The 22,350-nt window shown below is 71.5% G+C and carries 24 protein-coding genes; 15 read left to right on the top strand and 9 right to left on the bottom strand.

Annotation, left to right across the window (positions count from 1 at the left end; genetic code table 11):
• Positions 1–8: 8 nt before the first annotated feature.
• Entirely contained in the window at positions 9–149 is a 141-nt protein-coding gene (locus AC3EO4_RS01040; protein ID WP_379579667.1) for a hypothetical protein, read from the bottom strand.
• Between the two features lie 37 nt (positions 150–186).
• Between AC3EO4_RS01040 and AC3EO4_RS01035 the strand changes: the two genes are divergently transcribed.
• Positions 187–1,185 (top strand): aldo/keto reductase family protein, encoded by a 999-nt coding sequence (locus AC3EO4_RS01035; RefSeq protein WP_379579669.1) that lies wholly within the window; start codon positions 187–189, stop codon positions 1,183–1,185.
• A 50-nt stretch (positions 1,186–1,235) separates the two neighbouring features.
• On the opposite strand, the gene AC3EO4_RS01030 is transcribed toward AC3EO4_RS01035, so the two are convergent.
• Positions 1,236–1,442, bottom strand: a complete 207-nt coding sequence (locus tag AC3EO4_RS01030) for a hypothetical protein (RefSeq protein WP_379579671.1) — start codon at positions 1,440–1,442, stop codon at positions 1,236–1,238.
• 80 nt (positions 1,443–1,522) lie between these two features.
• Between AC3EO4_RS01030 and AC3EO4_RS01025 the strand changes: the two genes are divergently transcribed.
• Positions 1,523–2,155: an SCO2322 family protein gene (locus AC3EO4_RS01025; RefSeq protein WP_431892978.1), complete on the top strand. Its 633-nt coding sequence runs from the start codon at positions 1,523–1,525 to the stop codon at positions 2,153–2,155.
• Positions 2,156–2,158: 3 nt separating this feature from the next.
• Complete coding sequence (locus AC3EO4_RS01020) at positions 2,159–3,568, top strand: bifunctional adenosylcobinamide kinase/adenosylcobinamide-phosphate guanylyltransferase (protein ID WP_431892975.1); 1,410 nt, start codon at positions 2,159–2,161, stop codon at positions 3,566–3,568.
• 269 nt (positions 3,569–3,837) lie between these two features.
• On the opposite strand, the gene AC3EO4_RS01015 is transcribed toward AC3EO4_RS01020, so the two are convergent.
• Positions 3,838–4,644, bottom strand: coding sequence for an ABC transporter ATP-binding protein (locus AC3EO4_RS01015; RefSeq protein WP_431892973.1), 807 nt, complete (start codon positions 4,642–4,644; stop codon positions 3,838–3,840).
• Between the two features lie 186 nt (positions 4,645–4,830).
• On the opposite strand from AC3EO4_RS01015, the gene AC3EO4_RS01010 reads away from it, so the two are divergent.
• Complete coding sequence (locus tag AC3EO4_RS01010) at positions 4,831–5,583, top strand: adenosylcobinamide-GDP ribazoletransferase (protein WP_431892970.1); 753 nt, start codon at positions 4,831–4,833, stop codon at positions 5,581–5,583.
• Here AC3EO4_RS01010 and AC3EO4_RS01005 read toward each other — a convergent pair.
• Genes AC3EO4_RS01005 through AC3EO4_RS00995 form a run of 3 tightly spaced genes read right to left on the bottom strand, consistent with a single transcriptional unit; the run spans position 5,576 to position 7,757 of the window.
• Complete coding sequence (locus tag AC3EO4_RS01005; RefSeq protein ID WP_379579681.1) at positions 5,576–6,436, bottom strand: CPBP family intramembrane glutamic endopeptidase; 861 nt, start codon at positions 6,434–6,436, stop codon at positions 5,576–5,578. The two genes, AC3EO4_RS01010 and AC3EO4_RS01005, sit on opposite strands and share 8 nt — an antisense overlap.
• On the bottom strand, positions 6,436–7,413 hold the full coding sequence (locus AC3EO4_RS01000; RefSeq protein WP_431892968.1) for a hypothetical protein: 978 nt from the start codon (positions 7,411–7,413) through the stop codon (positions 6,436–6,438). The genes AC3EO4_RS01005 and AC3EO4_RS01000 overlap by 1 nt, the downstream gene beginning before the upstream one ends.
• Positions 7,410–7,757, bottom strand: coding sequence for a GntR family transcriptional regulator (locus tag AC3EO4_RS00995; RefSeq protein ID WP_379579685.1), 348 nt, complete (start codon positions 7,755–7,757; stop codon positions 7,410–7,412). Before AC3EO4_RS00995 ends, AC3EO4_RS01000 begins: the two co-directional genes overlap by 4 nt.
• A 96-nt stretch (positions 7,758–7,853) precedes the next feature.
• On the opposite strand from AC3EO4_RS00995, the gene AC3EO4_RS00990 reads away from it, so the two are divergent.
• The 8 genes from AC3EO4_RS00990 to lipA all read left to right on the top strand — a co-directional run bounded on the left by AC3EO4_RS00990 (position 7,854) and on the right by lipA (position 16,948).
• Positions 7,854–9,323, top strand: coding sequence for a leucyl aminopeptidase (locus tag AC3EO4_RS00990; RefSeq protein WP_379579687.1), 1,470 nt, complete (start codon positions 7,854–7,856; stop codon positions 9,321–9,323).
• 38 nt (positions 9,324–9,361) lie between these two features.
• Positions 9,362–10,726 carry a dihydrolipoyl dehydrogenase gene (lpdA, locus tag AC3EO4_RS00985; protein ID WP_431892964.1) on the top strand — a complete coding sequence of 455 codons (1,365 nt, stop codon included), beginning with the start codon at positions 9,362–9,364 and terminating at the stop codon, positions 10,724–10,726.
• Between the two features lie 21 nt (positions 10,727–10,747).
• Entirely contained in the window at positions 10,748–12,229 is a 1,482-nt protein-coding gene (gene sucB / locus AC3EO4_RS00980) for a 2-oxoglutarate dehydrogenase, E2 component, dihydrolipoamide succinyltransferase (RefSeq protein WP_431892962.1), read from the top strand.
• Between the two features lie 308 nt (positions 12,230–12,537).
• Positions 12,538–13,431: a TIGR01777 family oxidoreductase gene (locus AC3EO4_RS00975; protein WP_431892960.1), complete on the top strand. Its 894-nt coding sequence runs from the start codon at positions 12,538–12,540 to the stop codon at positions 13,429–13,431.
• 37 nt (positions 13,432–13,468) lie between these two features.
• Positions 13,469–14,206, top strand: coding sequence for a Type 1 glutamine amidotransferase-like domain-containing protein (locus tag AC3EO4_RS00970; RefSeq protein ID WP_431892957.1), 738 nt, complete (start codon positions 13,469–13,471; stop codon positions 14,204–14,206).
• Between the two features lie 109 nt (positions 14,207–14,315).
• On the top strand, positions 14,316–14,990 hold the full coding sequence (gene lipB, locus AC3EO4_RS00965; RefSeq protein WP_431892955.1) for a lipoyl(octanoyl) transferase LipB: 675 nt from the start codon (positions 14,316–14,318) through the stop codon (positions 14,988–14,990).
• 32 nt (positions 14,991–15,022) lie between these two features.
• The gene (locus AC3EO4_RS00960; RefSeq protein ID WP_431892952.1) at positions 15,023–16,000 is read left to right on the top strand and encodes a M48 family metalloprotease; all 978 of its coding nucleotides are present in this window, start codon (positions 15,023–15,025) and stop codon (positions 15,998–16,000) included.
• 18 nt (positions 16,001–16,018) lie between these two features.
• Positions 16,019–16,948 (top strand): lipoyl synthase, encoded by a 930-nt coding sequence (gene lipA, locus AC3EO4_RS00955; protein ID WP_379579701.1) that lies wholly within the window; start codon positions 16,019–16,021, stop codon positions 16,946–16,948.
• 104 nt (positions 16,949–17,052) lie between these two features.
• Here lipA and AC3EO4_RS00950 read toward each other — a convergent pair whose 3' ends face one another.
• Both AC3EO4_RS00950 and AC3EO4_RS00945 read right to left on the bottom strand, forming a co-directional pair.
• The gene (locus AC3EO4_RS00950) at positions 17,053–17,313 is read right to left on the bottom strand and encodes a hypothetical protein (RefSeq protein ID WP_379579703.1); all 261 of its coding nucleotides are present in this window, start codon (positions 17,311–17,313) and stop codon (positions 17,053–17,055) included.
• The gene (locus tag AC3EO4_RS00945) at positions 17,306–17,866 is read right to left on the bottom strand and encodes an RNA polymerase sigma factor (protein WP_431892947.1); all 561 of its coding nucleotides are present in this window, start codon (positions 17,864–17,866) and stop codon (positions 17,306–17,308) included. The genes AC3EO4_RS00950 and AC3EO4_RS00945 overlap by 8 nt, the downstream gene beginning before the upstream one ends.
• Positions 17,867–18,114: 248 nt before the next feature.
• Here AC3EO4_RS00945 and AC3EO4_RS00940 point away from each other — a divergent pair, with 248 nt between their 5' ends.
• From AC3EO4_RS00940 to AC3EO4_RS00930, 3 genes are all read left to right on the top strand, one after another.
• Positions 18,115–20,481 (top strand): beta-glucosidase, encoded by a 2,367-nt coding sequence (locus tag AC3EO4_RS00940; protein ID WP_431892945.1) that lies wholly within the window; start codon positions 18,115–18,117, stop codon positions 20,479–20,481.
• A gap of 333 nt (positions 20,482–20,814) precedes the next feature.
• A complete protein-coding gene (locus AC3EO4_RS00935; protein ID WP_379579710.1) occupies positions 20,815–21,495 on the top strand; it encodes a DUF4191 domain-containing protein in 681 nt (226 codons plus the stop codon).
• Positions 21,495–22,256 (top strand): class I SAM-dependent methyltransferase, encoded by a 762-nt coding sequence (locus tag AC3EO4_RS00930; protein ID WP_431892942.1) that lies wholly within the window; start codon positions 21,495–21,497, stop codon positions 22,254–22,256. The genes AC3EO4_RS00935 and AC3EO4_RS00930 overlap by 1 nt, the downstream gene beginning before the upstream one ends.
• Here AC3EO4_RS00930 and AC3EO4_RS00925 read toward each other — a convergent pair.
• Positions 22,217–22,348, bottom strand: a complete 132-nt coding sequence (locus AC3EO4_RS00925) for a hypothetical protein (protein WP_431892939.1) — start codon at positions 22,346–22,348, stop codon at positions 22,217–22,219. The genes AC3EO4_RS00930 and AC3EO4_RS00925 overlap by 40 nt on opposite strands.
• Positions 22,349–22,350: the final 2 nt, after the last annotated feature.

Here is a 22,350-nt window from a genome sequence, read left to right as displayed (position 1 = left end):
GCGCTCGCTCACCGGGCTCCGGCGCGCCGCCCTTCCGCCGATTCCCGCGGTGCGACCTCGGGCGACGTCGTACGGGCGCGGCGGCGTAGCCGTACCACGACAGCCGTCAGGATCGCGGCGGTCAGCGCGTGCCGTACAAGCTTCACCACGCCGGGCACACTATCCCGAACCGATACAGTCGTGTGCATGGAATTCCGTCACCTCGGCCGCAGCGGTCTCCTGGTCAGCGAGATCAGCTACGGCAACTGGATCACCCATGGCTCCCAGGTCGAGGAGGAGGCCGCGAACGAATGCGTGAAGGCCGCCCTCGACGAGGGGATCACGACCTTCGACACCGCGGACGTCTACGCGGGCACGCGCGCCGAGGAGGTGCTCGGCAGGGCGCTGAAGGGCGTCAGGCGCGAGTCGCTGGAGATCTTCACCAAGGTCTACTGGCCCACGGGCCCCGGCCCCAACGACCGCGGACTGTCGCGCAAGCACATCACCGAGTCGATCAACGGTTCGCTGCGCCGCCTGCAGACCGACTACGTCGATCTCTACCAGGCCCACCGCTTCGACTACGCGACGCCGCTCGAGGAGACCCTCAAGACCTTCGACGACCTCGTACGGCAGGGCAAGGTCCTCTACGTCGGCGTCAGCGAGTGGAACGCCGACCAGATCGCCCAGGCGCTGAAGATCGCCGACGAGATGGGCTTCGACCGGATCGTGTCGAACCAGCCGCAGTACAACGCCATCTGGCGGGTCATCGAGTCGGAGATCGTGCCGCTGAGCGAGAAGGAGGGCGTCAGCCAGATCGTCTGGTCGCCCATCGCCCAGGGCGTGCTGACCGGCAAGTACCTGCCCGGCCAGGCCGTTCCCGCGGGCTCGCGCGCCACGGACGAGACCGGCGCCAAGATGATCGACAGGTTCATGAACGACGACGTGCTGACCCGCGTCCAGGACCTCAAGCCGATCGCCGCCGATCTCGGCCTGTCCATGGCCCAGCTCTCGATCGCGTGGGTGCTGCAGAACCCGAACGTCGCCAGCGCCATCGTCGGGGCCTCCAGGCCCGAGCAGGTGCGCGACAACGTCAAGGCGGCAGGCGTCAAGCTCGACGCCGAGGTGCTCAAGAAGATCGACGACGTGCTCGGCCCGATCATCGAGCGCGACCCGGCCAAGACGATCTCCCCGGCCACCCGGCCATAGCGATTACGCATGAAACGAAAAACCCCTTGGTTCCCAAGGGGTTTTTTCATTCACTCCGTTCGCAACGACATTCCCGCATATTCAACCCGGTCTTCGTCGAGCAGAGCCACTTGCTCGACCCCCGATTCCAGCAGGTCACGGTAGTTCTCACCAAGCCACGACTCGGCGTCGGCCTGGCTGGGGAAAACCTCGCGCGGCAAGGGGCGGTCGGTCACCTCACCACCATTTGCGTTTTCATAACGCCAGCGCCATGTCATGCCATACGCTCCTTTTCCGCGGGATCGCCCGAGCTCACATCGGCACCCGCACCATACCCCTGGAGCATGGAGGTTGATCGATGCTGCGCGCATTAGGGCTCGCCTGCGCGGCGGCCCTGCTCGTTTCCGCTCCTGCCTTCGCCGACCCCGCCCCCGGCGCGCCTGATCCGAACGCCGCCCGCCTGTGGAGCTACTGGCAGAGCGACGGCACCGCGTGGCTGTCGGGCCAGGCGGACGCCGCGGTACGCGACGGCTCGGTGATCGGCTGGCGCTTCGCCGCGGCCCCCGACGGCTCGGCCGCCGAATCCCCCGGCGGCGAACTGCCGGCGTTCGACCAGGTCTGCGGCAAGGAGCCCGCCGCCTCCGGCCACCAGCGCGTGGCCCTCGTGATCGACTTCGGCGACACCGGCACCGACGCCTACCCGGGCGAGCGCCCACCCGCTCCCGTCACCACGTGCGTGGCAGGGGCGGAAGGCGCCACGGGGATGCAGGCGCTCGTCCTGGCCGCCAGGGTGCGCGCCGAGTCCTCTGGAACGGTCCTCGCGGTCAACGACTACCCCGCCAGGGCGAAGGGCGGCGCCGCCCCTGCCCCCTCACCCGCCCAGGATGGAGGGCCGCCGGTGCTGTGGATCGCGGGCGGCGTGGCCGCCGTCGCGATCGTGGGCGGCGGGGTGCTGGTGGCCCGCCGCTCCCGTGGGCGTGCCACGCTGTGAGGCGTGCTTGTCAGGTTCATCGGTACGGCGGGGCGCGACGGCTGGCCCTCGCCCGGGTGTTCGTGCGTCTCGTGCGCGGGACTGCCGCCGGGTTGGCGCGCGCCCCTGCGGGTGGAGATCGACGGCGTGCTGACGCTGGGGGACGACGCGCCTCCCCCCGGCTACGAGGCCGAGGGAGCACTCGTCGTCGCACCTGACGGCTCCCGGCTCCTCGACCTGTCCCGTGCCCCCGCCTCTGCCGAGAGGTACGGCACCGCCTCCGACGAGCGCGACGGCACCACCGCGCCGCCCCCACCGGGATCCCCTCACCCGACGGCCCCCTCGCAGGGACCCCCTCCCCCCACGGCACCGCTCGACCCGGGCCCCCCTCGACCCGCCGCGCCCGCCACCCCGGCGCCCTCTCCACTCACCGCGCGCGCCACCTCAGGAGACCCTCACCAGACCACACCACTCGACCCGGGATCCCCTCGACCCGCCGCGCCCGCCACCCCGGGCCCCCCTCTTCCCACCGCGCCCGCCACTCCAGGAGACCCTCGCCAGACGACACTCGACCCGGAGGAGCAGCGGCGGGCCACGCCGCTCGACCCTGGGCCGCCAGGACCCGCGGCGGCTCCTTCGACGGGCACCGCTCTCCCGACGCCCGTGAACGACACCTCCCCGGCGTGCGACCTCGTGCTGGTGGACCTGCTCGACGACCCCTCCGTCCTCGGCGACCTGCGAAGGCGCGGGATCGTCACCGCCGCCACCCACGTCGTCGCCGTCGGGCTCGACCATCGCGTCAGGTCGGAGTCCGAACTCGCCAGGCGGCTCGCGCTGTGGGGGGCGCGGGCCGTACCGGACGGGACCGTCGTGGACACCGCCCACGCTCCCCCACCCACCCCGGCCCCGCCACGACGGACGCTGCTGCTGGGCGGCTCGCGCTCGGGCAAGTCCGACGAGGCCGAGCTGCGGCTGGCGGCCGAGCCCCACGTCACCTACCTCGCCACGGGACCCTCGGGCCACGGCGACCCCGAGTGGGCGGCGCGGGTGGCCGCCCACCGCGCCAGACGGCCCGCCCACTGGTCGAGCGAGGAGACCACCGAACTGGCCGAGGCGATCGACCGCGCCACGACGCCGCTGCTGGTCGACGGGCTCGGGACGTGGCTGGCGGCGATGTTCGATGAGGCCGGCGCGTGGGAGGAGCCTTCGCGTCGCGACGAGGTGGTACGGCGCTGCGACGAGCTGGTGGAGGCCTGGCGCTCGACCCGCCGGCGGATCGTCGCGGTGTCGGACGAGGTGGGGCTCGGCGTCGTCCCCGCCACTTCCAGCGGGCGGGCCTTCCGGGACGCGCTCGGCCGCCTGAACCAGCGTCTGGCCGCCGAGTCGGAGGACGTCACGCTCGTCGTGGCCGGACGCCTGCTCCCCCTCACCTGACGCCCGTTCCGCCCACCAGGCGGGTTCGGCGACCCGAGCGCCGGAGGTTCCGGCCGGACGTAGAGAGGCTGAGCCGGGCGCGGGGTTCCGGGCGGACGCAGAGAGGCTAAGCCGAGCGCTGGGAGTTCCGGGCCGACGTGGAGCGGCGAACCCGAGCGCCGGAGGTTCCGGCCGGACGTAGAGGCTGAGCCGGGCGCGGGGTTCCGGGCGGACGTGGAGCGGCGCACCCGAGCGCTGGGAGTCCCGGGCGGACGTGGAGGACCGGGGTGCTAGAGGCGGGGGGTGCGGACTGCGCGGGCCGACCAGCGGCCGTCGAGCCGGTCCACGCGGAGCTCGCGGCCGAAGCACTCCGACAGCGCAGACGCGGTCAGGGTCTCCTCGACCGGGCCCGCCGCCAGGATGCGGGTGTCCCGCATGAGCAGCGCGTGCGTGGTCGTGGCCGGGACCTCCTCCAGGTGGTGTGTGACGGTCACCGTCGTCAGCCCGTCGCGCCCCGCGAGGTCCTCGATCGAGGTGATGAGGTCCTCTCGGGCGGGGAAGTCCAGCCCGGCGAACGGCTCGTCCAGCAGCAGGATCGCCGGGTCCGCCATGAGCGCCCTCGCCACCCTGATCCTGGCCCGCTCCCCCTGCGAGCACACCACGAACAGCCGGTCGGCCAGATCCTTGCAACCCATCTCGGCCAGCAGCGCGTGGGCCCTGTCGTGCTCGGCCTCGCCGTACCGGTCCCAGAGCGGCGCGCTCGTGCCCGTGTGCCCGGTGAGGACCACGGTGTGCGCGGTCGCGGCCTCCTCCTCCAGCAGCGCCTCGTCCACCAGGCGCTGGCTCGCCGCGACCAGGCCGATGTCCCTGCGCAGCTCGCGGAGGTCCACCCGGCCCATCCGGCGGCCGAGGATGGTGACGGCGCCCTCGCTGGGATGCCGTACGGCGGCGGCCAGCGACAGCAGGGTGGTCTTGCCCGCCCCGTTGGGACCGAGGATCACCCAGTGCTGACCGTAGGCGACCTGCCAGTCGATCCCGGCCAGCAGTGTCTTGCCGACCACCCTGACACCGACACCTTCGAGTTCCACGGCGTGCATCCGGACACCCTAACGACCAGCCGGGCGTGCCTTCTCCCCGGGTCCGCTTCGAGCGGTCACCACCGCCGCAGTCGTGCTCTTCCCCCGATGGCGGTGGAGGGTGGGGGCAGGCGGCCGGGGCGAGGCAGGGCGAGGGGTGGGTTGGGGCCGAGGGGACGGGGGGTGGTGAACGTAGGATCGACGGCCATGACCGGGTGGGCGGACGGGGTGCGGTTCGCGGTGGGGACGTTGAGCGTCTTCCCCGTCAGGGTGGATCGGGTCGACCGTGAGGTGGCGGGGCGGGCGATGGTCCTCGCGCCGCTGACCGGGCTGGTGCTCGGGGCCGTCAGCTGCCTGCCGCTGGCCCTGCCCGGCTCGGAGTTGCTCGGGGCGGCGCTGGCGCTGGGTCTGCTCGCGTTGCTGACCAGGGGCCTGCACCTGGACGGGCTCGCGGACCTGGCGGACGGGCTGGGGAGCGGCAGGCCCGCCGCTCAAGCCCTGGATGTGATGAAAAGGTCGGATATCGGGCCGTTCGGGGTTGTCACCCTGGTCTTCACGCTGATCGTGCAGTGCGCGGCGCTGGCAGAGGCCGGCCCCGTGGCACTGGTCGCGGCCTGCGTGACCGGGCGGCTGGCCCTGACGTGGGCCTGTACGCCGGGTGTGCCGTCCGCGCGGCCCGGCGGGCTCGGCGCCATGGTGGCGGGCACCGTACGGCGGGGCGCGGCGCTCGTCGCCACCCTGGTCGTGCTGTCGGCGGCCGTCCTCGCGGGAGCTGCAGGGGCCGGGCCTGCGGGAGGGGGGTTCGTCCTCCCACTGGCCGTGCTCGCCGGGTTGGGGGTGGCGACCGGGTTGCTGGCGCACGCCGTACGGAGGCTCGGCGGCGTCACGGGAGACGTGCTGGGCGCGCTCGTCGAGACGGCCGCCACCACCGTGCTCGTCGTGTGCGCGGTGTTCAGCTGACCGGCTGCGCCTGCCGTACCGGGGACAGCTTGAACACCACGGCCGTGATGACGGCCAGCACCGCCCATCCGACGAGACCGGTGATGCCGGCGAGGACGGTGTTGGGCGGGTCGGCCGCGTCGCCGAGCAGGAGGGCGAGGGAGGCGGCCGGGTTGAGCGCCGCGTGGCCGATCACGGCGGGCCACAGGCTGCCCGTGCGCAGGCGCAGCCAGCCGAACAGCATCCCGGCCAGCACGCAGAACCCTACGAAGAGCACGGCGGCCCACGGGCCGATGGAAGGGTAGTTGTAGCCGAGGGCGGTCGCGGGCGCGTGCCAGAGCCCCCAGATCACGCCGGAGAGCACCAGCCCGCCGAAGACCCCGCGCGATGCGACCAGTTGGGGCAGCAGCCATCCGCGCCAGCCCCACTCCTCCCCCAGCATCGGGATGATGTTGAGTATCGGCAACAGCAGGGTCGAGGCCAGAAGCTGAACGACCAGTGCGGTGTGCGGGTCGGCCGAGGACCCGAGCATCGAGGTGAAGATGCTGAGGCGGTCGAGGTCGAGGGAGACCAGGCCGAGCGCCGCGGTCAGGGCGAGCGTGCCGTACACGACCAGGGGGACGGCCGCCCACGTGACCAGCAGCAGTCCGACGGTGCGGCGCGGGTGCTCACCGAACGTGAGGCCGGTCTGCCTGGCCCATGCGCGGAACGGTGTGCGCCTGGCCAGCCATACGGCGAGCACGCCGACACCGGGTGTGAACATCATGAGCCCGATCAGCGGGCCGAACAGCGGATCGGCCAGTCCTTCGCCGAGCCACAGAGGTGACGCGGCCAGCCACGCTGTGCCGAAGGTGACCAGGAGGAAGAGCGCCATCACGCGCCGACCCTTTCGTCGATGAGGGCGTTGAGCAGGGCCGCGCCGCGCGCGGCGTCGTCGATGCTGACGAGGAGCTGGCCGCCGGAGCGGTAGCGCAGGACGAGGCAGTCGCCGCCGCGCAGCATGATCGCCGCGGCTCCGGGGACGCCGCGGATGCCCCAGCCCCCCACCTGGCTCGGGAAGCGCTGCTCCGACCAGGCGCGCTCGATCTTGGACAGCCTGATCCTGCGGACCGGCCAGCCGAGCGGCCCGAAGCCGATGGCGACGCCGTCCTCGGTGATCCGCACGGTGACGGAGGAGGTCAGCAGGCCGCACACGAGCACGAGGGCGGCCACGCCGAACAGCGGCCCGCCCGCGCCCGGCATCAGCCCCGCGAGCGTGAGGGCGCCGAAGGCCACCGTCAGCAGCGCCGAGCCCGCGGTGACCGCGACCAGCCACAGGTTGGACACGCGGCTGACCCACACCGAGCGCTGGCCCGGGCGCAGCCGTAGCCTCGGCGGCGCCTCGCCCTCGGGCGTGGCCTGGTCGGGCTCGCCCCTGAAGAGGAAGCCCGCGAGGATGCCACCCGCGGCCGCCACGGCCAGGACGGCCACGACGTCCCATCCGAGGCTCTTGGCCTGGGTCCACACCGGCACGTCGAGGTTGGCGGACATGATCGACAGCTCCGCGCCGACGACGAACAGGCCCCAGCCGAACAGGGTTCCCCACCAGTAGGCGCGGCTCAGCCGCCGGTCGAAGGCCGTGCCGTGGAGCGCGATCCCCACCATGACCGCCAGGACGACGACCGCCGTGGCGACGCTGAACAGCAGGTTCTGTGTGAAGGACATGCTGCCGTCGGGCACGGCACCGCTCCAGTGAGTGGCGAGCGGGTCCGGCAACCTGTCGCGCAGGGAGAGGGGGACCGCCACGAGGACGGCGGAGACGGTCAGTCCCCACGCCCCCGCGGCGAGCAGCGCGCGGTTCCTGCTGGTCATGGCAGCTCCTTCAGTACGTCGATGAGGTCGTCGCGGCTGTAGCCGTACCTCTTCGCCTCCTCGAGCAGCTCGCGCGCCCGCTGAACGATGAGCGCGCGGCCGGTCGGGACCCCGGCCACGCTCACCCCCCGGCCCCGCCTGAACTCCAGCAGGCCTTCGTCGCGGAGGTCGCGCAGCGCGCGCAGCACGGTGTTGGCGTTGATGCCGAGCGCGTCTGCGAGGTCCTTGGCCGGCGGGAGGCGATCGCCTGCCTGGTAGGAGCCCTCGCCTATGGCGCGCCTGATCGCCCCTGCCACCTGTTCGTGCAGGGGCCGGGGATCGTTGAGATCGAGCGTGAGCAACATGGTGCTAATGACAATAGCATCATTTTTCGGCACCGTATTGGTAGGATGAACCCCTGTTTATGAATAAGCTGCCAACCGTGGATAGCATCGGTCTACGTGACCACTGTGCGGCTGAACTCAGCAGATCCCGTCTCGTTCGACACCGACGCCCTGGTCGTCGGTTTCCTGTCAGGTTCCGAGGGCCCGCGCCCCACCGCGAAGGGCCTCGACGCCGCCTTCGACGGCAAGCTGGCCGCGTCTCTGAACGCCGTCGGCTTCGCGGGAAAGCCGGGTGAGGTGGCCAAGGTCCCCACGTTCGGCGCCATCACCGCGCCGCTGCTGGTCGCCGTCGGACTCGGCGAGTCCGCCGACCTCGAGGGGCTGCGCCGCGCCGCGGGCACGGCCGTCCGCTCTCTCGCCGGTACGGCACGCGCCGCCCTCACGCTGCCCTCCGCCTCCGCACAGGAGGCCGAGGCGGTCGCGCTCGGCGGCCTCCTGGGCGCCTACGACTACGCCAGGTACCGCACCAACGGTGAGCAGAAGGTCCCTGTCGGCGAGCTGGTCGTGCTGACCGCCGCCGAGGGCTCGGCCGAGCGCGTCGCGGTCGTGGCGGACGCCGTCACCCTGGTGCGCGACCTGGTCAACACCCCGCCCATGGACCTGTGGCCGGCGAAGTTCGCCGAGATCGCCGAGCAGGAGGGCGCCAAGGCCGGCCTCAGCGTCGAGGTGCTCGACGAGAAGCAGCTCAAGGACGGCGGCTACGGCGGCATCATCGGCGTCGGCCAGGGCTCGGCCAACCCGCCGCGCCTGGTCCGGCTGTCCTACACCCACCCCGAGGCGAGCCAGACGCTGGCCTACGTCGGCAAGGGCATCACGTTCGACTCCGGCGGCCTGTCGCTGAAGCCGTCGGCCGCCATGGACTGGATGAAGTCCGACATGGGCGGCGCGGGCGCGGTGTTCGGCGCCCTCGTCGGCATCGCCCGCCTCGGCCTCAAGGTGAACGTCGTCGGCTACCTCTGCCTGGCCGAGAACCTGCCCAGCGGCACCGCGACCCGCCCCTCCGACGTGCTGACCAGCTACAGCGGCAAGACCGTCGAGGTGCTCGACACCGACGCCGAAGGCCGCCTGGTCCTCATGGACGGCATCGCCCGCGCGGTCGAGGACGACCCCGACCTCATCGTCGACGTCGCCACCCTGACCGGCGCCCAGATCGTCGCCCTCGGCTGGCGTACGGCGGGCGTCATGTCCAACGAGGACGACGTCCGCGAACTCGTGGTCTCCGTCGCCGACGAGGCGGGCGAGGGCGCGTGGGGCATGCCGCTGCCCGAGGAACTGCGCAAGGGCCTCGACTCGCCGATCGCCGACATCGCCAACCTCCAGCCCGAGCGCTGGGGCAGCATGCTCGCCGCGGGCATCTTCCTGAAGGAGTTCGTGCCGGAGGGCAGGCGCTGGGCGCACATCGACATGGCGGGGCCCGCCTTCAACAAGGGCGAGCCGCACGGCTACACGCCGAAGGGCGGTACGGGCGCCATCACCCGCACCCTCATCGGACTGGCCGAGAGGGCCGCAACGGGCCTTAACAAGTGAAAAGATGACGGCATCACCATCCGACAAGGAGCTTTCCTGTGGCCTACGACATCGTCGTCCTAGGTGGCGGTAGCGGCGGCTACGCCTGCGCACTGCGGGCGGCAGAGCTGGGCAAGACGGTCGCGCTGATCGAGAAGGACAAGATCGGCGGCACCTGCCTCCACCGCGGCTGCATCCCCACCAAGGCCCTGCTGCACTCGGCCGAGATCGCCGACGAGACCCGTGAGAGCGAGGCGTACGGCGTCAAGGCCCGCTTCGACGGCATCGACGTCCCCGGCGTCCACGCCTTCAAGGACAAGATCGTCACCCGGGCGTGGAAGGGCGTGCAGGGCCTGCTCAAGTCTGCGGGCGTCACGATCGTCGAGGGTGAGGGCAGGCTCGTCGGTCCCAACCGCGTCCAGGTGGGCGCCGAGGTCTACGAGGGCGCCAGCATCGTCCTGGCCACGGGCAGCGCGCCGAAGTCGCTGCCCGGCCTGGAGATCGACGGCGAGCGGATCATCACCAGCGAGCACACGCTGAAGATGGACCGCGTGCCCACCTCGGTCATCGTGCTCGGCGGCGGCGTCATCGGCGTGGAGCTGGCCAGCGTCTACCGCTCCTTCGGAGCCGAGGTCACCATCGTCGAGGCCCTGCCCCACCTGCTTCCCGCCGAGGAGGAGTCGAGCTCCAAGCTGCTGGAGCGCGCCTTCCGCCGCAGGGGCATCAAGTACGAGCTGGGTGTCTTCTTCGACAGCGTCAAGACCACCGACACCGGCGTGGTCGTCACGCTGGCCAACGGCAAGACCCTCGACGCGGAGCTGCTGCTGGTGGCCGTGGGCCGCGGCGCGGTGAGCGCGGGCATGGGCTTCGAGGAGCAGGGCGTCGCGATCGAGCGCGGCACCGTGGTCGTCGACGAGCACTGCCAGACCAGCGTGCCCGGCGTCTACGCGATCGGCGACCTGATCCCCACCCCGCAGCTGGCCCACGCAGGCTTCGCCGAGGGCATCATGGTGGCCGAGCACATCGCGGGCCTCAACCCGCCGCCGATCGACTACGACGGCGTGCCGCGCATCACCTACTCCGACCCCGAGGTCGCCTCGGTGGGCATCACCTCCAAGCAGGCGGCGGAGCGGGGCATCGAGATCGTCGAGCAGGTCTACGACCTGGCCGGCAACCCCAAGAGCCAGATTCTCGGCACCGCGGGGGCCGTCAAGGTGCTGGCCCAGAAGGACGGCCCTGTCGTGGGCGTCCACATGGTCGGCCGCCGCATCGGCGAGCTCGTCACCGAGGGCCAGCTGATCTACAACTGGGAGGCGCTCCCCGCGGAGGTCGCCCAGCTGATCCACGCTCACCCGACCCAGTCCGAAGCCATGGGCGAGGCCATGCTGGCGCTGGCCGGCAAGCCCCTGCACGTCCACAACTAAGAACTCGAGGAAGACATACCCATGCCGGTCTCCGTACAGATGCCCCAGCTCGGCGAGAGCGTGACCGAGGGCACGGTAACCCGTTGGCTGAAGAAGGAGGGCGAGCGCGTCGAGGCCGACGAGCCGCTCCTCGAAGTGTCGACCGACAAGGTCGACACCGAGATCCCGTCGCCGTCGGCGGGTGTCCTGACCAAGATTGTCGTCGCCGAGGACGAGACCGTCGAGGTCGGCGCCGAGCTTGCGATCATTGACGAGAACGGTACGGCCGGCGCCGCCGCTCCCGCTCCGGAGGCCGCGGCCGCTCCTGAGCCCGAGCCTGAGCCCGAGCCCGCCCCTGCCTCCTCGATCCCGCAGCCCGCGCCGGCTCCGGCCGCCGCCCCGGCCCCGGCCCCTGCTCCCGCCGCAGCTCCGGCTCCCGCGCCCGCCCAGGCCCCCGCGCCTTCGCCGATCGCGACGACGCCCGCCGCCGCGCCGAGCCCGCTGCCGTCCTCGGGCGACAGCCCCTACGTCACGCCGCTGGTGCGCAAGCTCGCCAACGAGCACGGGGTGGACCTCGACTCGCTGACCGGCACCGGCGTCGGTGGCCGTATCCGCAAGCAGGACGTGCTCGAGGCCGCCAAGACCCGGCGCGACCAGGCCGCTCCTGCCCCGGCCGCCCAGGCCCCCGCGCCCGTCCAGGCCGCGCCCGCCGCCGCTGCCCCCGCCGCCCAGGCCGCTCCGGCCGCCGCGGCCCAGGCTCCGGTGGCCGCCGCGCCCGAGGCGGTCCAGGTCGACACCACGCTGCGTGGCCGTACCGAGAAGATGTCGCGCCTGCGTCAGACCATCGCCAAGCGCATGGTCGAGTCGCTGCAGACCGCGGCCCAGCTCACCTCGGTCGTCGAGGTCGACGTGACCAAGATCGCCAAGCTGCGCGCGAAGGCCAAGGACGACTTCTTCCGCCGCGAGGGCGTCAAGCTGACCTTCACGCCGTTCTTCGCGATGGCCGCGGTCGAGGCGCTCAAGCAGCACCCGAAGCTCAACGCCACGATCAACAACGAGACCAACGAGGTGACCTACTTCGACGTCGAGAACCTCGGCGTCGCGGTCGACACCGAGCGGGGTCTGCTCGCGGCGGTCGTGCACAGCGCCGGTGACCTCAACCTGGCCGGCCTGGCCAGGAAGATCACCGACGTGGCCGAGCGCACCCGCGACAACAAGGTGACGCCCGACGAGCTCACCGGCGGCACGTTCACGCTGACCAACACCGGCAGCCGCGGCGCGCTGTTCGACACGCCGATCCTGAACCAGCCGCAGGTCGGCATGCTCGGCACCGGCGCGGTCGTCAAGCGGCCCGTCGTGCTCGACACGCCGGAGGGCGAGGTCATCGCGGTCAGGTCGATGGTGTACCTGGCGCTGACCTACGACCACCGTCTGGTCGACGGGGCCGACGCGGCGCGCTTCCTCACGACGATCAAGCGTCGTCTCGAGGAGGGCCGCTTCGAGGCGCAGCTGGGCCTCGCGTAACGCCCTGCCGTTCAGGCTCGTGATGCGGGCGCCCGCGGAGACTCTCCGCGGGCGCCCGCCCGCGTTCAAGGCGGGTCGCGACCGGTCCGTTCGTGACCGATCCTTTCGCGGCCCGCTCGCGCCGGTCCGTTCGTGATCGATCCGTTCGCGGCCGGTTCGCATCGGTCCACCGGTTCGCGCCGGTCTGTTCGCGGTTCGGTTCGTTCGCGGCCGGTTCGTTCGCCCGGTCCTTCGACTGCCGTCGCGACGTCGCCCCTCCACGGGCGCGGGATCGAGGTCGCGGCGCCCCTTCCGCGTAGGGTGGGATGATGGCGATCATCGTGACGGGCTCCTCGGGTCTGCTCGGCAGGGCGCTGGTCGGCGCGCTCACCGAAGAAGGAGAGCAGGTCGTCCGGCTGGTACGGCGCCCGCCCGCGAGCGGCGACGAGTCGCTCTGGGAGCCCGAGAAGGGCCTCGTCGACCGGGAGGTGCTGGAAGGCGCCCAGGCGGTGGTGCATCTGGCGGGCGCGGGGCTCGGCGAGCACCGATGGAGCGACGCCTACCGGCGGGAGATCGTCGACAGCAGGGTGGCAGGGACCAGGACGCTGGTCACGGCGCTGAAGGGGCTGAGCAGGCCGCCCGAGGTGCTGCTGTCCGCCTCTGGAGCGGGCTTCTACGGCGACACGGGCGACAGGGTGACCGACGAGAGCGGCCCGCGCGGTGAGGGTTTCCTCGCGGAGCTGTGCGAGCGCTGGGAGGCCGAGGCGAGAAGGGCCGAGCAGGCGGGTATCAGGACCGCCCAGCTCAGGACCGCGATCACGCTGTCGGCCCATGGCGGGGCACTGGAGCGGATGCTGCCGGTCTTCCGGCTGGGGCTCGGCGCGCCGCTGGGCTCGGGCGGGCAGTGGTGGGCGTGGATCTCGCTCGACGACTGGGTCCGCGCCGCGCTCCACATCCTGCGGAACCGGGACATCGAGGGACCGGTGAACGTCGCCGCGCCCGAGCCCGTGACCAACAAGGAGTTCACCAGGGCGCTGGGCCGGGCGCTGAAGAAGCCGACGATGCCGATCGCCGTGCCGGGGTTCGCGTTGCGGACGGGGCTGGGCGGTTTCGCCGACGAAGGGTTGCTGATCGGACAGCGTGCCGTCCCGTCGAAACTGCTTGACAGCGAGTTCCGGTTCCTGCATCCGACCCTCGACGAGGCGCTGGCGGCCGTACTCTAGTGAGCCATTCGTCCGACTCACCGTGGGGGGTAGCACAATGACCAGGTCAGGGCAGTCCCATATCCTCGCCATCGGCGGCGGATCCTTCAAGGCGACCGAGCGCTACGGCTTCCTGCAGGCCAGCCCGCTGTTGCGTTACGCACTCGATCTCACAGGGCAGGACAGGCCCAAGCTCGGCCTGCTCGCCACCGCGACGGGTGACGACGCCGACTGGCTGCTGAAGATGTACGGCGCCTTCGCCGGTTGGGACGTCGAGGTGAGCCATCTGACGGTCTTCCCGATGCCCAATGTCGAGGACCCGAAGGCGTGGATGCTCGACCAGGACATGATCTATGTCAGTGGCGGGAGCGTGGCCAACCTGGCGGCGTTGTGGCGCCTGCACGGCCTTGACGAGGCCTTCGAGGAGGCGTGGCGGTCGGGTGTGGTGCTGGCCGGGCAGAGCGCGGGCGCGCTGTGCTGGCATGTCGGCGGCAACACCGACTCCTTCGGCCCGCGGTTGCGGGTGTGGGCCGACGGCCTGGCGCTGCTGCCCTACTCGTGCGGCGTCCACTACAACTCCGACCCGCAGCGCAGGCAGCTGCTGCACGAGTCGGTGGCCTCGGGCGAGCTGCCCGACGGCTACGCCGCCGACGAGGGCGTGGGCCTGCACTACGTGGGCACCGAGTTCATCCAGGCGGTCACCGTCGACCCCGCGGGCTACGCCTACCGGGTGGAGCACGACGGCGCGGGCGGCGTGAAGGAGTTCAGGATCGAGCCGAGGCTGCTCACCGCGTGATCCGCTGAAGGCGGGAGGCGCGTCCCACGGGTCCGCGATGACGTGGCCGGGCACGGCCATGGGAGGTCATTGCGGTCCCGTGGTCGTTTCTTGTGAGTAACCTTTATCTGTGGCGAAGCTGACGATTGTCCGTCTTGGTGTGGACGTGCCGTACGAGCAGGCGTGGGCACTCCAAAGACGCGTCCACGCCCACAGGGTCGCAGGCACTCTCGGCGACACCGCGCTGTTGCTGGAGCACGCGCCGGTCTACACGGCGGGAAGGCGCACGGCGGCGCACGAGCGGCCCGCCGACGGCACCCCCGTCGTCGACGTCGACAGGGGCGGCCGCATCACCTGGCACGGGCCCGGTCAGCTCGTCGGATACCCGATCATGCGGGTGGGCGACGTAGGCGCCTACGTGCACGCGCTCGAAGAGGCGATGATCCAGATCTGTGCCGACTTCGGCGTCAGCGTGCACAGGGTCGAGGGGCGCAGCGGCGTCTGGGTGCGCGACGAGGGCGGCCCCGAACGCGCCCTGGGCGCGGTCGGCATCAGGATCGTCGGCGGCGTCACGATGCACGGCTTCGCGCTCAACTGCGCCAACGACCCGAGCTGGTTCAACAGGATCGTGCCGTGCGGCATCAGCGACGCGGGGGTCACCTCGCTGTCGCAGGAGTCGGGACGGCGCATCGTGGTCGACGAGGTCATGCCGTACGCGGAGAAGCGCCTGGCCGAGGCGCTGGAGGCGGAGCCGCAGGACATGCACGAGGAGGACCTTCTCCAAGCGGTGGCGAAACTGCGGTGAAATCGGGATGAGCCGCTCCTAGTATCGGCGGCATGCGAAGGAGCGCCGCTCTCGTCCTATCCCTCACTGTCCATGCGCTGACCCTCGGTTTCTTCGTGCTCGGCGTGTCGACCGTCGTCAACAGCTCGGCGCCGCTTCTGTCCTGGCTGCTCGGCATCCTGCTGGTGGCGATCGGGGTGCTGCTGCGCCCGCGGCTGGGCCGCCTGCCCGCCGACGCCGAGGTGCTCGAGCCTGCCGCCGCGCCCATGCTGTACGGCGTGTCCGCGCGCGTCGCCGACGAGGTGGGCGTGCCCAGGCCGGCCAAGGTGGCGGTGATGGATCTGGCCACGGCCGCCGGCTACGTGCGGCTCGGCGTGCGCAGGACCCCCGCGCTGGTCGTGGGCCTGCCGCTGTGGCTGACGCTGTCGCCGAGGCAGCGGGTGACGCTGCTGGCGAGCGCCTACGCGAGCGCGGAGACCCTCGACGGGCTGATCGTCGCAGGGGCGCTGTCGACGCTCGGCGAGTGGCGTCACACGCTGCTCGGCTCCGAGCCGTTGAGCGCGCGCAGGGAGGCGGATCTCACGATGGCGATGTCGCTGGGCGCGTGGAGCCCGAGCAGCTCCTACAACGCGGCGGGCGTGCTCGGCCGGATCGTCGGCAGGGTCCTCGGCTGGCCGGTGCTGGTGCTGGAGCACGTGCTGAGGCGGCTGGCCCCCTCGGGCGACCCCCGCGCGGCGGCCAGGCGGCGGACTCTCATGCTGCGGGCGGTGAGCGAGGACGACCTGGCCGAGCTGGAGGAGCTGGTCGCCGGCCGCAGCTATCTGGCGCCGATGCAGGCGGCGGTGCTGCGCGGGGAGAGCGTGGAGGAGATCAGGCAGGCGGCGCTGACGAGGTCCAGGCTGGCCGACGACGGGGTGCTCACCTCCGCGCCCGGTTCGCGGCTGCTGGAAGCGGCCGAGTCGGCGGTCATCGACTCCGAGCTGAGCAGGCACTACGCAAGAGCGGCACGCGGGTTCGGTCTCATAAGTTGAGCGACGTAAGCTTTAACGGTGACCGTTGCTCCTGAAGGCCGTAAGCTCCTCCGCCTCGAGGTGCGAAACGCCGAAACCCCTATTGAGCGCAAGCCCCCGTGGATCAAGACCAAGCTCAAGACCGGTCCCGAGTACACCGAGCTGAAATCGCTGGTGCGCCGGGAGGGCCTGCACACGGTCTGTGAAGAGGCGGGCTGTCCCAACATCTACGAGTGCTGGGAGGACCGGGAGGCGACGTTCCTCATCGGCGGCGACCAGTGCACCCGCCGGTGCGACTTCTGCCAGATCGACACGGGCAAGCCCAAGGAGTACGACAGGGACGAGCCGCGCAGGGTCGCCGAGTCCGTCCAGCAGATGGGCCTGAAGTACGCCACGGTGACCGGTGTCGCCCGTGACGACCTGCCCGACGGTGGCGCCTGGCTCTACGCCGAGACCGCCAGGCAGATCCACTCGCTGCTGCCCGGCTGCGGCGTCGAGCTGCTGGTTCCCGACTTCAACGGCAACCAGGAGCAGCTGGAGGAGGTCTTCTCCAGCAAGCCCGAGGTGTTCGCCCACAACATCGAGACGGTGCCGCGGATCTTCAAGCGGATCCGTCCCGCCTTCCGTTACGAGCGCTCGCTCGAGGTGATCACCAGGGCGCGCGAGGCGGGGCTCGTCACCAAGTCCAACCTGATCCTGGGCATGGGCGAGGAGCGGTCGGAGGTGACCCAGGCGATGCGCGACCTCCACGAGGCCGGCTGCGACCTGGTGACGATCACCCAGTACCTGCGCCCGACGCCGCGTCACCACCCCGTCGACCGCTGGGTGAAGCCTGAGGAGTTCGTGGAGCTCCAGGCAGAGGCCGAGGCGATCGGCTTCGCCGGCGTCATGTCGGGGCCGCTGGTGCGCTCGTCGTACCGCGCGGGGCGGCTCTACCAGCAGGCCATGGAGGCCCGTCAGAACGTCTGATCCGCACAAGAGGAAAGGCCGCACAATGTGCGGCCTTTCCTCTTCTGCGCACCCCATCTCTTTTCACTCCCGCGGCACGCCCTGCGGCGCGGGATCTTCGGTGTTCAGCGGTTCGAGACGGTCAGCTCGCACCGGCCGTCCACGCACGAACGCTTCAACCGGCCCATCGAGATGGTCTGTGCCAGGCCGATCGCCCAGCAGGTCGGACAGCCGCGCAGGGCGAGCAGTCCGACCGGCGCGAGCAGCAGTACGACCGGGCCGAGCACCGGGATGAGCGCCACCGAACCGATCAGCGCGCCGAACCCCACCGCCCCGCGTACCAGGTGCCGGGGCAGCGAAGCGCTCGCGAATCCTCTGTCAGTCATCGTCGTCTCCGAAGGCGGGGTCGGTGGTGCCCTGCAGTGAGTGGTGAACCGCCAGGCGGGCGCGGTGCAGCCGCGACTTCATCGCGGCGGTGCTGAGGCCGAGCGCGTCGGCGACCATCCGCCCGCTGTAGCCCTGGACGTCCCGCATGATCAGCACGCGCCGCTGCCCGGCGGGCAGGGCGGCGATGGCCGTCGCCACCCTGCCGGCTTCCAGGCGCTGCAACACCTCGTCCTCGGCCGAGGGCGTGGGGGCGTCCTTGACCGGCGGGTGAGGCCGCAGCATCAGCCGCGACCGCCGCAGGCACTCGTTGCGGACGATGCGGAACATCCACGAGGCCAGGGCACCCGAGGCCCGTAGCATGCCGATCTTGCGGAACAGGATGATCAGCGCTTCCTGCGCGGCGTCCTCGGCGTCCTCGGGCGTGGCGCACAGGGCGTGGGCGAACCGCCGCACGTGCGGGTGCGAGCCGGACACCACGGCGACGATCGACTCGACGTCGCCGTCCTGCGCGGCGAGGACCAGCCGCTCGGCGGGCCAGGTCGGCTCAGCCACGCGATCGACCCCGCCGGCGAAGCACAACTACGCACGTGCAGACGAGGACGGCCGCGATGGCGACGACGGCGCCAATGATCATGACAAACCTCCGGATCCCGTGCCGCCATTGTTACCGGCACGCGTATGAGAGGCGCGGACGCCGCCAAAGGATTCACCGTGAGCCACAGGAAAGAGCCTCGACCCTCAAGGTAACGTAATAGTCACAAACCTATCTATCGGTAGGTTTTCTGGTTAACACTGACGGCGTGGACATCGACGAACTGATCAACCAGCTGGACCTGCCCACCAAGATCCGCCTGCTCACCGGCGCGGACATGTGGTCGCTGCCCGCCATTCCCGAGATCGGCCTCGACCGGCTCGTCATGAGCGACGGGCCCATCGGCGTGCGCGGCGAGCAGTGGAGCTCCGCCGACCCCTCCATCGCGCTGCCGAGCCCGACCGCGCTGGCCGCGACGTGGGACGTCGACCTGGTACGCCAGGTGGGCCGCCTGCTCGCCCAGGAGGCCAGGCGCAAGGGTGTGCACGTGCTGCTGGCGCCCACCATCAACCTGCACCGCTCCCCTCTCGGCGGCCGGCACTTCGAGTGCTTCTCCGAGGATCCCCACCTCACGGGCGAGCTGGGAGCCGCCTACGTCGAGGGCGTCCAGGAGGGCGGCGTGGCGACCACGCCGAAGCACTTCGTGGCCAACGACTTCGAGACCGACCGCTTCACCGTCGACGTCAAGGTCACCGACAGGGTGCTCAGGGAGGCATACCTGGCGCCCTTCGAGCGGGTGGCCGAGGCGGGGGCGTGGGGCATGATGACGGCCTACAACTCGGTCAACGGGACCACGATGACCGAGCACTCCGCACTGGTGAACGGCGTGCTCAAGGGCGAATGGGGCTTCGACGGCCTCGTCGTGTCCGACTGGACCGCCGTGCGCTCCACCGAGGCGGCGGCGCTCGGCGGCACCGACGTGGCCATGCCGGGGCCCTTCGGACCGTGGGGCGACAAGCTCGAGGAGGCGGTGCGCGAGGGCAGGGTGCCCGAGTCCGCCGTCGACGACAAGGTACGCCGCGTCCTGCGCCTGGCCTCCCGCGTCGGCGCGCTCCGCCCTGCCGGCGGGACGACCTCCGCGCAGGCCGCGCCGATCGACGGGGTGGCGCTCGCCCGCGAGGTCGCGGCGCGCTCGTTCACGCTGCTGAGGAACGACGGCGACCTGCTCCCCCTCGCCGGAACGCCGACGCTGGCGCTCATCGGCTCGGCCGCCGACGAGGCGCGGATCATGGGCGGCGGCAGCGCCCAGGTCTTCCCCGACCGCACCGTCTCCCCCTTGCAGGGGCTCGAGGCCCGTGGCGAGGTCAGGTACGCGCTCGGCACCGACCCCCGCGTGCGCCTGGCGCCGCTGGCCGTACCGACGACGGCGCAGTTCCTCGACGCCGGAGGCGACGTGCTGGCCGAGCACCCGCTGGCCACGACGGAGGCCAGGTGGGTCGGACAGCTGCCGTCCGACGTGGACGGCGGCCTGCTGAGCGCGGTGCGGCTGCGCGCCGCCTACACCCCTGACCTCACGGGTCCGCACGAGCTGTCGGTGGCAGGAGTGGGGCCCTTCACCGTGCGCGTGGACGGCGCGACGGTGTTCGACGAGACGATCGAGCTGGAGGGCGACGACCCGGCGGCGGCCTTCCTCTCGCCGCCGGAGAAGCGCGTCGTCGTCGAGCTGGTCGCGGGCCGGCCGTACGAGCTGGAGGTGACGCACCCCGCCGGGGCCTTCAGCGGCATGGCGTTCGTCGCCTACACCCTCGGCCACGCCAACCCCTCCCCCGGCGAGGACGCGCTCATCGCCGAGGCGGTCGAGCTGGCGCGCTCGTGCGAGGTGGCCGTCGTGGTGGCCTCCACGACGCTGGAGGTGGAGAGCGAGGGCTTCGACCGCAAGGACCTGCGCCTGCCCGGCCGCCAGGACGAGCTCATCGCCGCCGTCGCCGCCGCCAACCCGCGCACGATCGTCGTGGTGAACGCCGGCTCGCCCGTCGAGATGCCGTGGGTGTCCGACGTGGCCGCGGTGCTGCTGACCTGGTTCCCCGGCCAGGAGGCGGGGCACGCGCTCGCCGACGTCCTGTACGGCGACGCCGAGCCCGGCGGCCGCCTGCCCACCACCTGGCCCGTACGGCTCGAGGACAGCCCCGTCGTCAACGTCACACCGGTCGAGGGCGAGGTCCCCTACGACGAAGGCGTCTTCATCGGCTACCGCGCCTGGGAGAAGAGGGGACGCGCTCCCGCGTTCTGGTTCGGCCACGGCCTCGGCTACACCACCTGGTCCTACGACTCGATCGCGGCCGAGGGCTCGACGGTGACGGTGGCGGTCACCAACACGGGGCCACGCCGCGGCCGCGAGGTCGTCCAGGTGTACCTCTCGGCGGTGACGCCCGACGACCGGCCCGCCAGGTGGCTCGCCGGGTTCGACGTGGTGGAGGCGGCGCCGGGCGAGACGGTGCTGACCACGCTCTTCCTGCCCCAGCGGGCCTTCCAGGTGTGGACGGAGGAGGGCTGGAGCACCGTGCCCGGCGAGTACACGGTCGAGGCGGGCCGCAGCGTCGCCGACCTCAGGGCGAGCGCGACCGTCAAGATCTGACACGGCCGCAGTCCTCGGGCCGGCGACGGCCCGTTCGGCCGGCCCGAGGTCTCACGACCGGAGGGGCCGCGCCGAGGACATTCGCCAAGCCGTCCCTCCAGGTGGACGCGGAGGGTCACACGGGAGTGCGGCCCTTCGCGGAGGTCGTCGCGGGCGGCCTGCAGCAGGTGGAGGCGCGAGCCGCGGTTCACCGGAAACGCGCTGTTCGAGGGGCGGACCGGACGCTTCTCCGAGGTGAAACCGATCTCCCAGAAGGGGGTCTCCGCCGGAAACGCGACGAAACGTCGGGTCACGTTTTCATCTCCGGCGGGGGGTGTTTGTATCCTTCACAACATGGCGAAGCCCGTAGACCCAGAGAAGCCGGGGCGCATCAAGCAGCTCCGCATGATCGCGAAGATCATCCAGCAGGCCAATCCCAAGGGGATGCCGATCGTCTTCCTTTCGGCGGTCGCCACGCTGGCGGTGGTCATTGTGATCGGTCTGGTCACGGACTACTTCTGGTACTCGATCGTCATCGGCATCATGCTCGCGTTCACCGTGGGCCTGGTCGTGTTCGGCCAGCTCGCGCAGCGGGCGCAGTACCGCATGCTCGACGGCCAGACAGGCGCGGCCGCGGCGGTGCTGCAGGGCATGCGGGGCAACTGGGAGGTGACCCCGGCGATCGCCGCCAACCGCGACCAGGACCTCGTGCACCTGGTCGTGGGCTTCCCCGGCATCGTCCTGGTCTCCGAGGGCCCGGGCAACCGCGTGCAGAAGATGCTCGTCGGCGAGAAGAAGCGCCTGCAGCGCGTGGTCATGGACGTGCCCGTCTACGACATCCAGTGCGGTGACGGCGAGGGGCAGATCCCGCTCGGCAAGCTGCAGCGGCACCTGATGAAGCTGCCGCGCAACCTCAAGAAGCCCGCGGTCAACCAGGTGAAGGACCGGCTGCGCTCGCTGCCGAAGAACCTGCCGATGCCCAAGGGCCCGATGCCCAAGGGCACGCGGATGCCGCGCGGCCCGAAGATGCGCTAGTGCTGTCGGCTTCGTCGCGGGCCAACCGCTTCTGGTGGGACGGCAACGCGGACGAGTACCAGGTGGAGCACGGCGAGTTCCTGCGCGACGCCGGCTTCATCTGGTGCCCCGAGGGCGTCGACGAGGCCGAGGCGCGGCTGCTCGGCGCGGTCGAGGGCAAGGACGTGCTGGAGATCGGCTGCGGCGCCGCCCAGTGCTCGCGCTGGCTGTCCACGCGGGGGGCACGCGTGGTGGCGTTCGACATCTCGCACCGGCAGTTGCGCCACTCCCAGCGGATCGACCTGGAGACCGGCCTGCGGGTGCCCGTGCTCCAGGCCGACGCCGAGAGCCTGCCCTTCAGGGACGGCGCGTTCGACGTGGTGTGCTCGGCGTTCGGGGCGATGCCGTTCGTGGCCGCCCCGCTGAGCGTCCTCACCGAGGTGAAGCGGGTGCTCAGGCGGGGCGGCCGGTTCGTGTTCTCGGTGAGCCATCCGATCAGGTGGGCCTTTCCCGACGACCCCGGCGAGCGCGGGCTCACCTCCGACCGCTCCTACTTCGACCGCACGCCGTACGTCGAGGCCGACGACGACGGGACGCCCACCTACGTCGAGCACCACAGGACCATGGGCGACTGGGTCGGCCTGATCGCGGCGAGCGGGCTCACCCTGACCTCGCTCATGGAGCCGGAGTGGCCGGACGGTCACGACAGGGTCTGGGGCGGGTGGAGCCCGCTCAGGGGCCGTCACCTGCCCGGCACGGCCATCTTCACGTGTAGCGCGTAGCCATGGCGTGGAAGACCCGTCTCCGCCTGGAAGTCCTTCCGCGACAGGTCGGGCAGGAAGCCGGTGTCGTAGTTGATGCCCTTCGCGCGCATGG

The sequence above is a fragment of the Nonomuraea sp. bgisy101 genome, from assembly GCF_057708945.1.
This window is presented reverse-complemented; position numbering and strand designations above follow the sequence as displayed.

Coding starts and splice junctions, on each gene's coding strand:
- AC3EO4_RS01000 (WP_431892968.1), bottom strand. CDS start 7,413: ATGACCAGCAGGAACCGCGCGCTGCTCGCCGCGGGGGCGTGGGGACTG.
- AC3EO4_RS00970 (WP_431892957.1), top strand. CDS start 13,469: ATGACCAGGTCAGGGCAGTCCCATATCCTCGCCATCGGCGGCGGATCC.
- AC3EO4_RS00995 (WP_379579685.1), bottom strand. CDS start 7,757: ATGTTGCTCACGCTCGATCTCAACGATCCCCGGCCCCTGCACGAACAG.
- AC3EO4_RS01015 (WP_431892973.1), bottom strand. CDS start 4,644: ATGCACGCCGTGGAACTCGAAGGTGTCGGTGTCAGGGTGGTCGGCAAG.
- sucB (WP_431892962.1), top strand. CDS start 10,748: ATGCCGGTCTCCGTACAGATGCCCCAGCTCGGCGAGAGCGTGACCGAG.
- AC3EO4_RS01025 (WP_431892978.1), top strand. CDS start 1,523: ATGCTGCGCGCATTAGGGCTCGCCTGCGCGGCGGCCCTGCTCGTTTCC.
- AC3EO4_RS00960 (WP_431892952.1), top strand. CDS start 15,023: ATGCGAAGGAGCGCCGCTCTCGTCCTATCCCTCACTGTCCATGCGCTG.
- AC3EO4_RS01010 (WP_431892970.1), top strand. CDS start 4,831: ATGACCGGGTGGGCGGACGGGGTGCGGTTCGCGGTGGGGACGTTGAGC.
- AC3EO4_RS00950 (WP_379579703.1), bottom strand. CDS start 17,313: ATGACTGACAGAGGATTCGCGAGCGCTTCGCTGCCCCGGCACCTGGTA.
- AC3EO4_RS00925 (WP_431892939.1), bottom strand. CDS start 22,348: ATGCGCGCGAAGGGCATCAACTACGACACCGGCTTCCTGCCCGACCTG.
- AC3EO4_RS00975 (WP_431892960.1), top strand. CDS start 12,538: ATGGCGATCATCGTGACGGGCTCCTCGGGTCTGCTCGGCAGGGCGCTG.
- AC3EO4_RS00935 (WP_379579710.1), top strand. CDS start 20,815: ATGGCGAAGCCCGTAGACCCAGAGAAGCCGGGGCGCATCAAGCAGCTC.
- AC3EO4_RS01005 (WP_379579681.1), bottom strand. CDS start 6,436: ATGGCGCTCTTCCTCCTGGTCACCTTCGGCACAGCGTGGCTGGCCGCG.
- AC3EO4_RS01035 (WP_379579669.1), top strand. CDS start 187: ATGGAATTCCGTCACCTCGGCCGCAGCGGTCTCCTGGTCAGCGAGATC.
- AC3EO4_RS01030 (WP_379579671.1), bottom strand. CDS start 1,442: ATGACATGGCGCTGGCGTTATGAAAACGCAAATGGTGGTGAGGTGACC.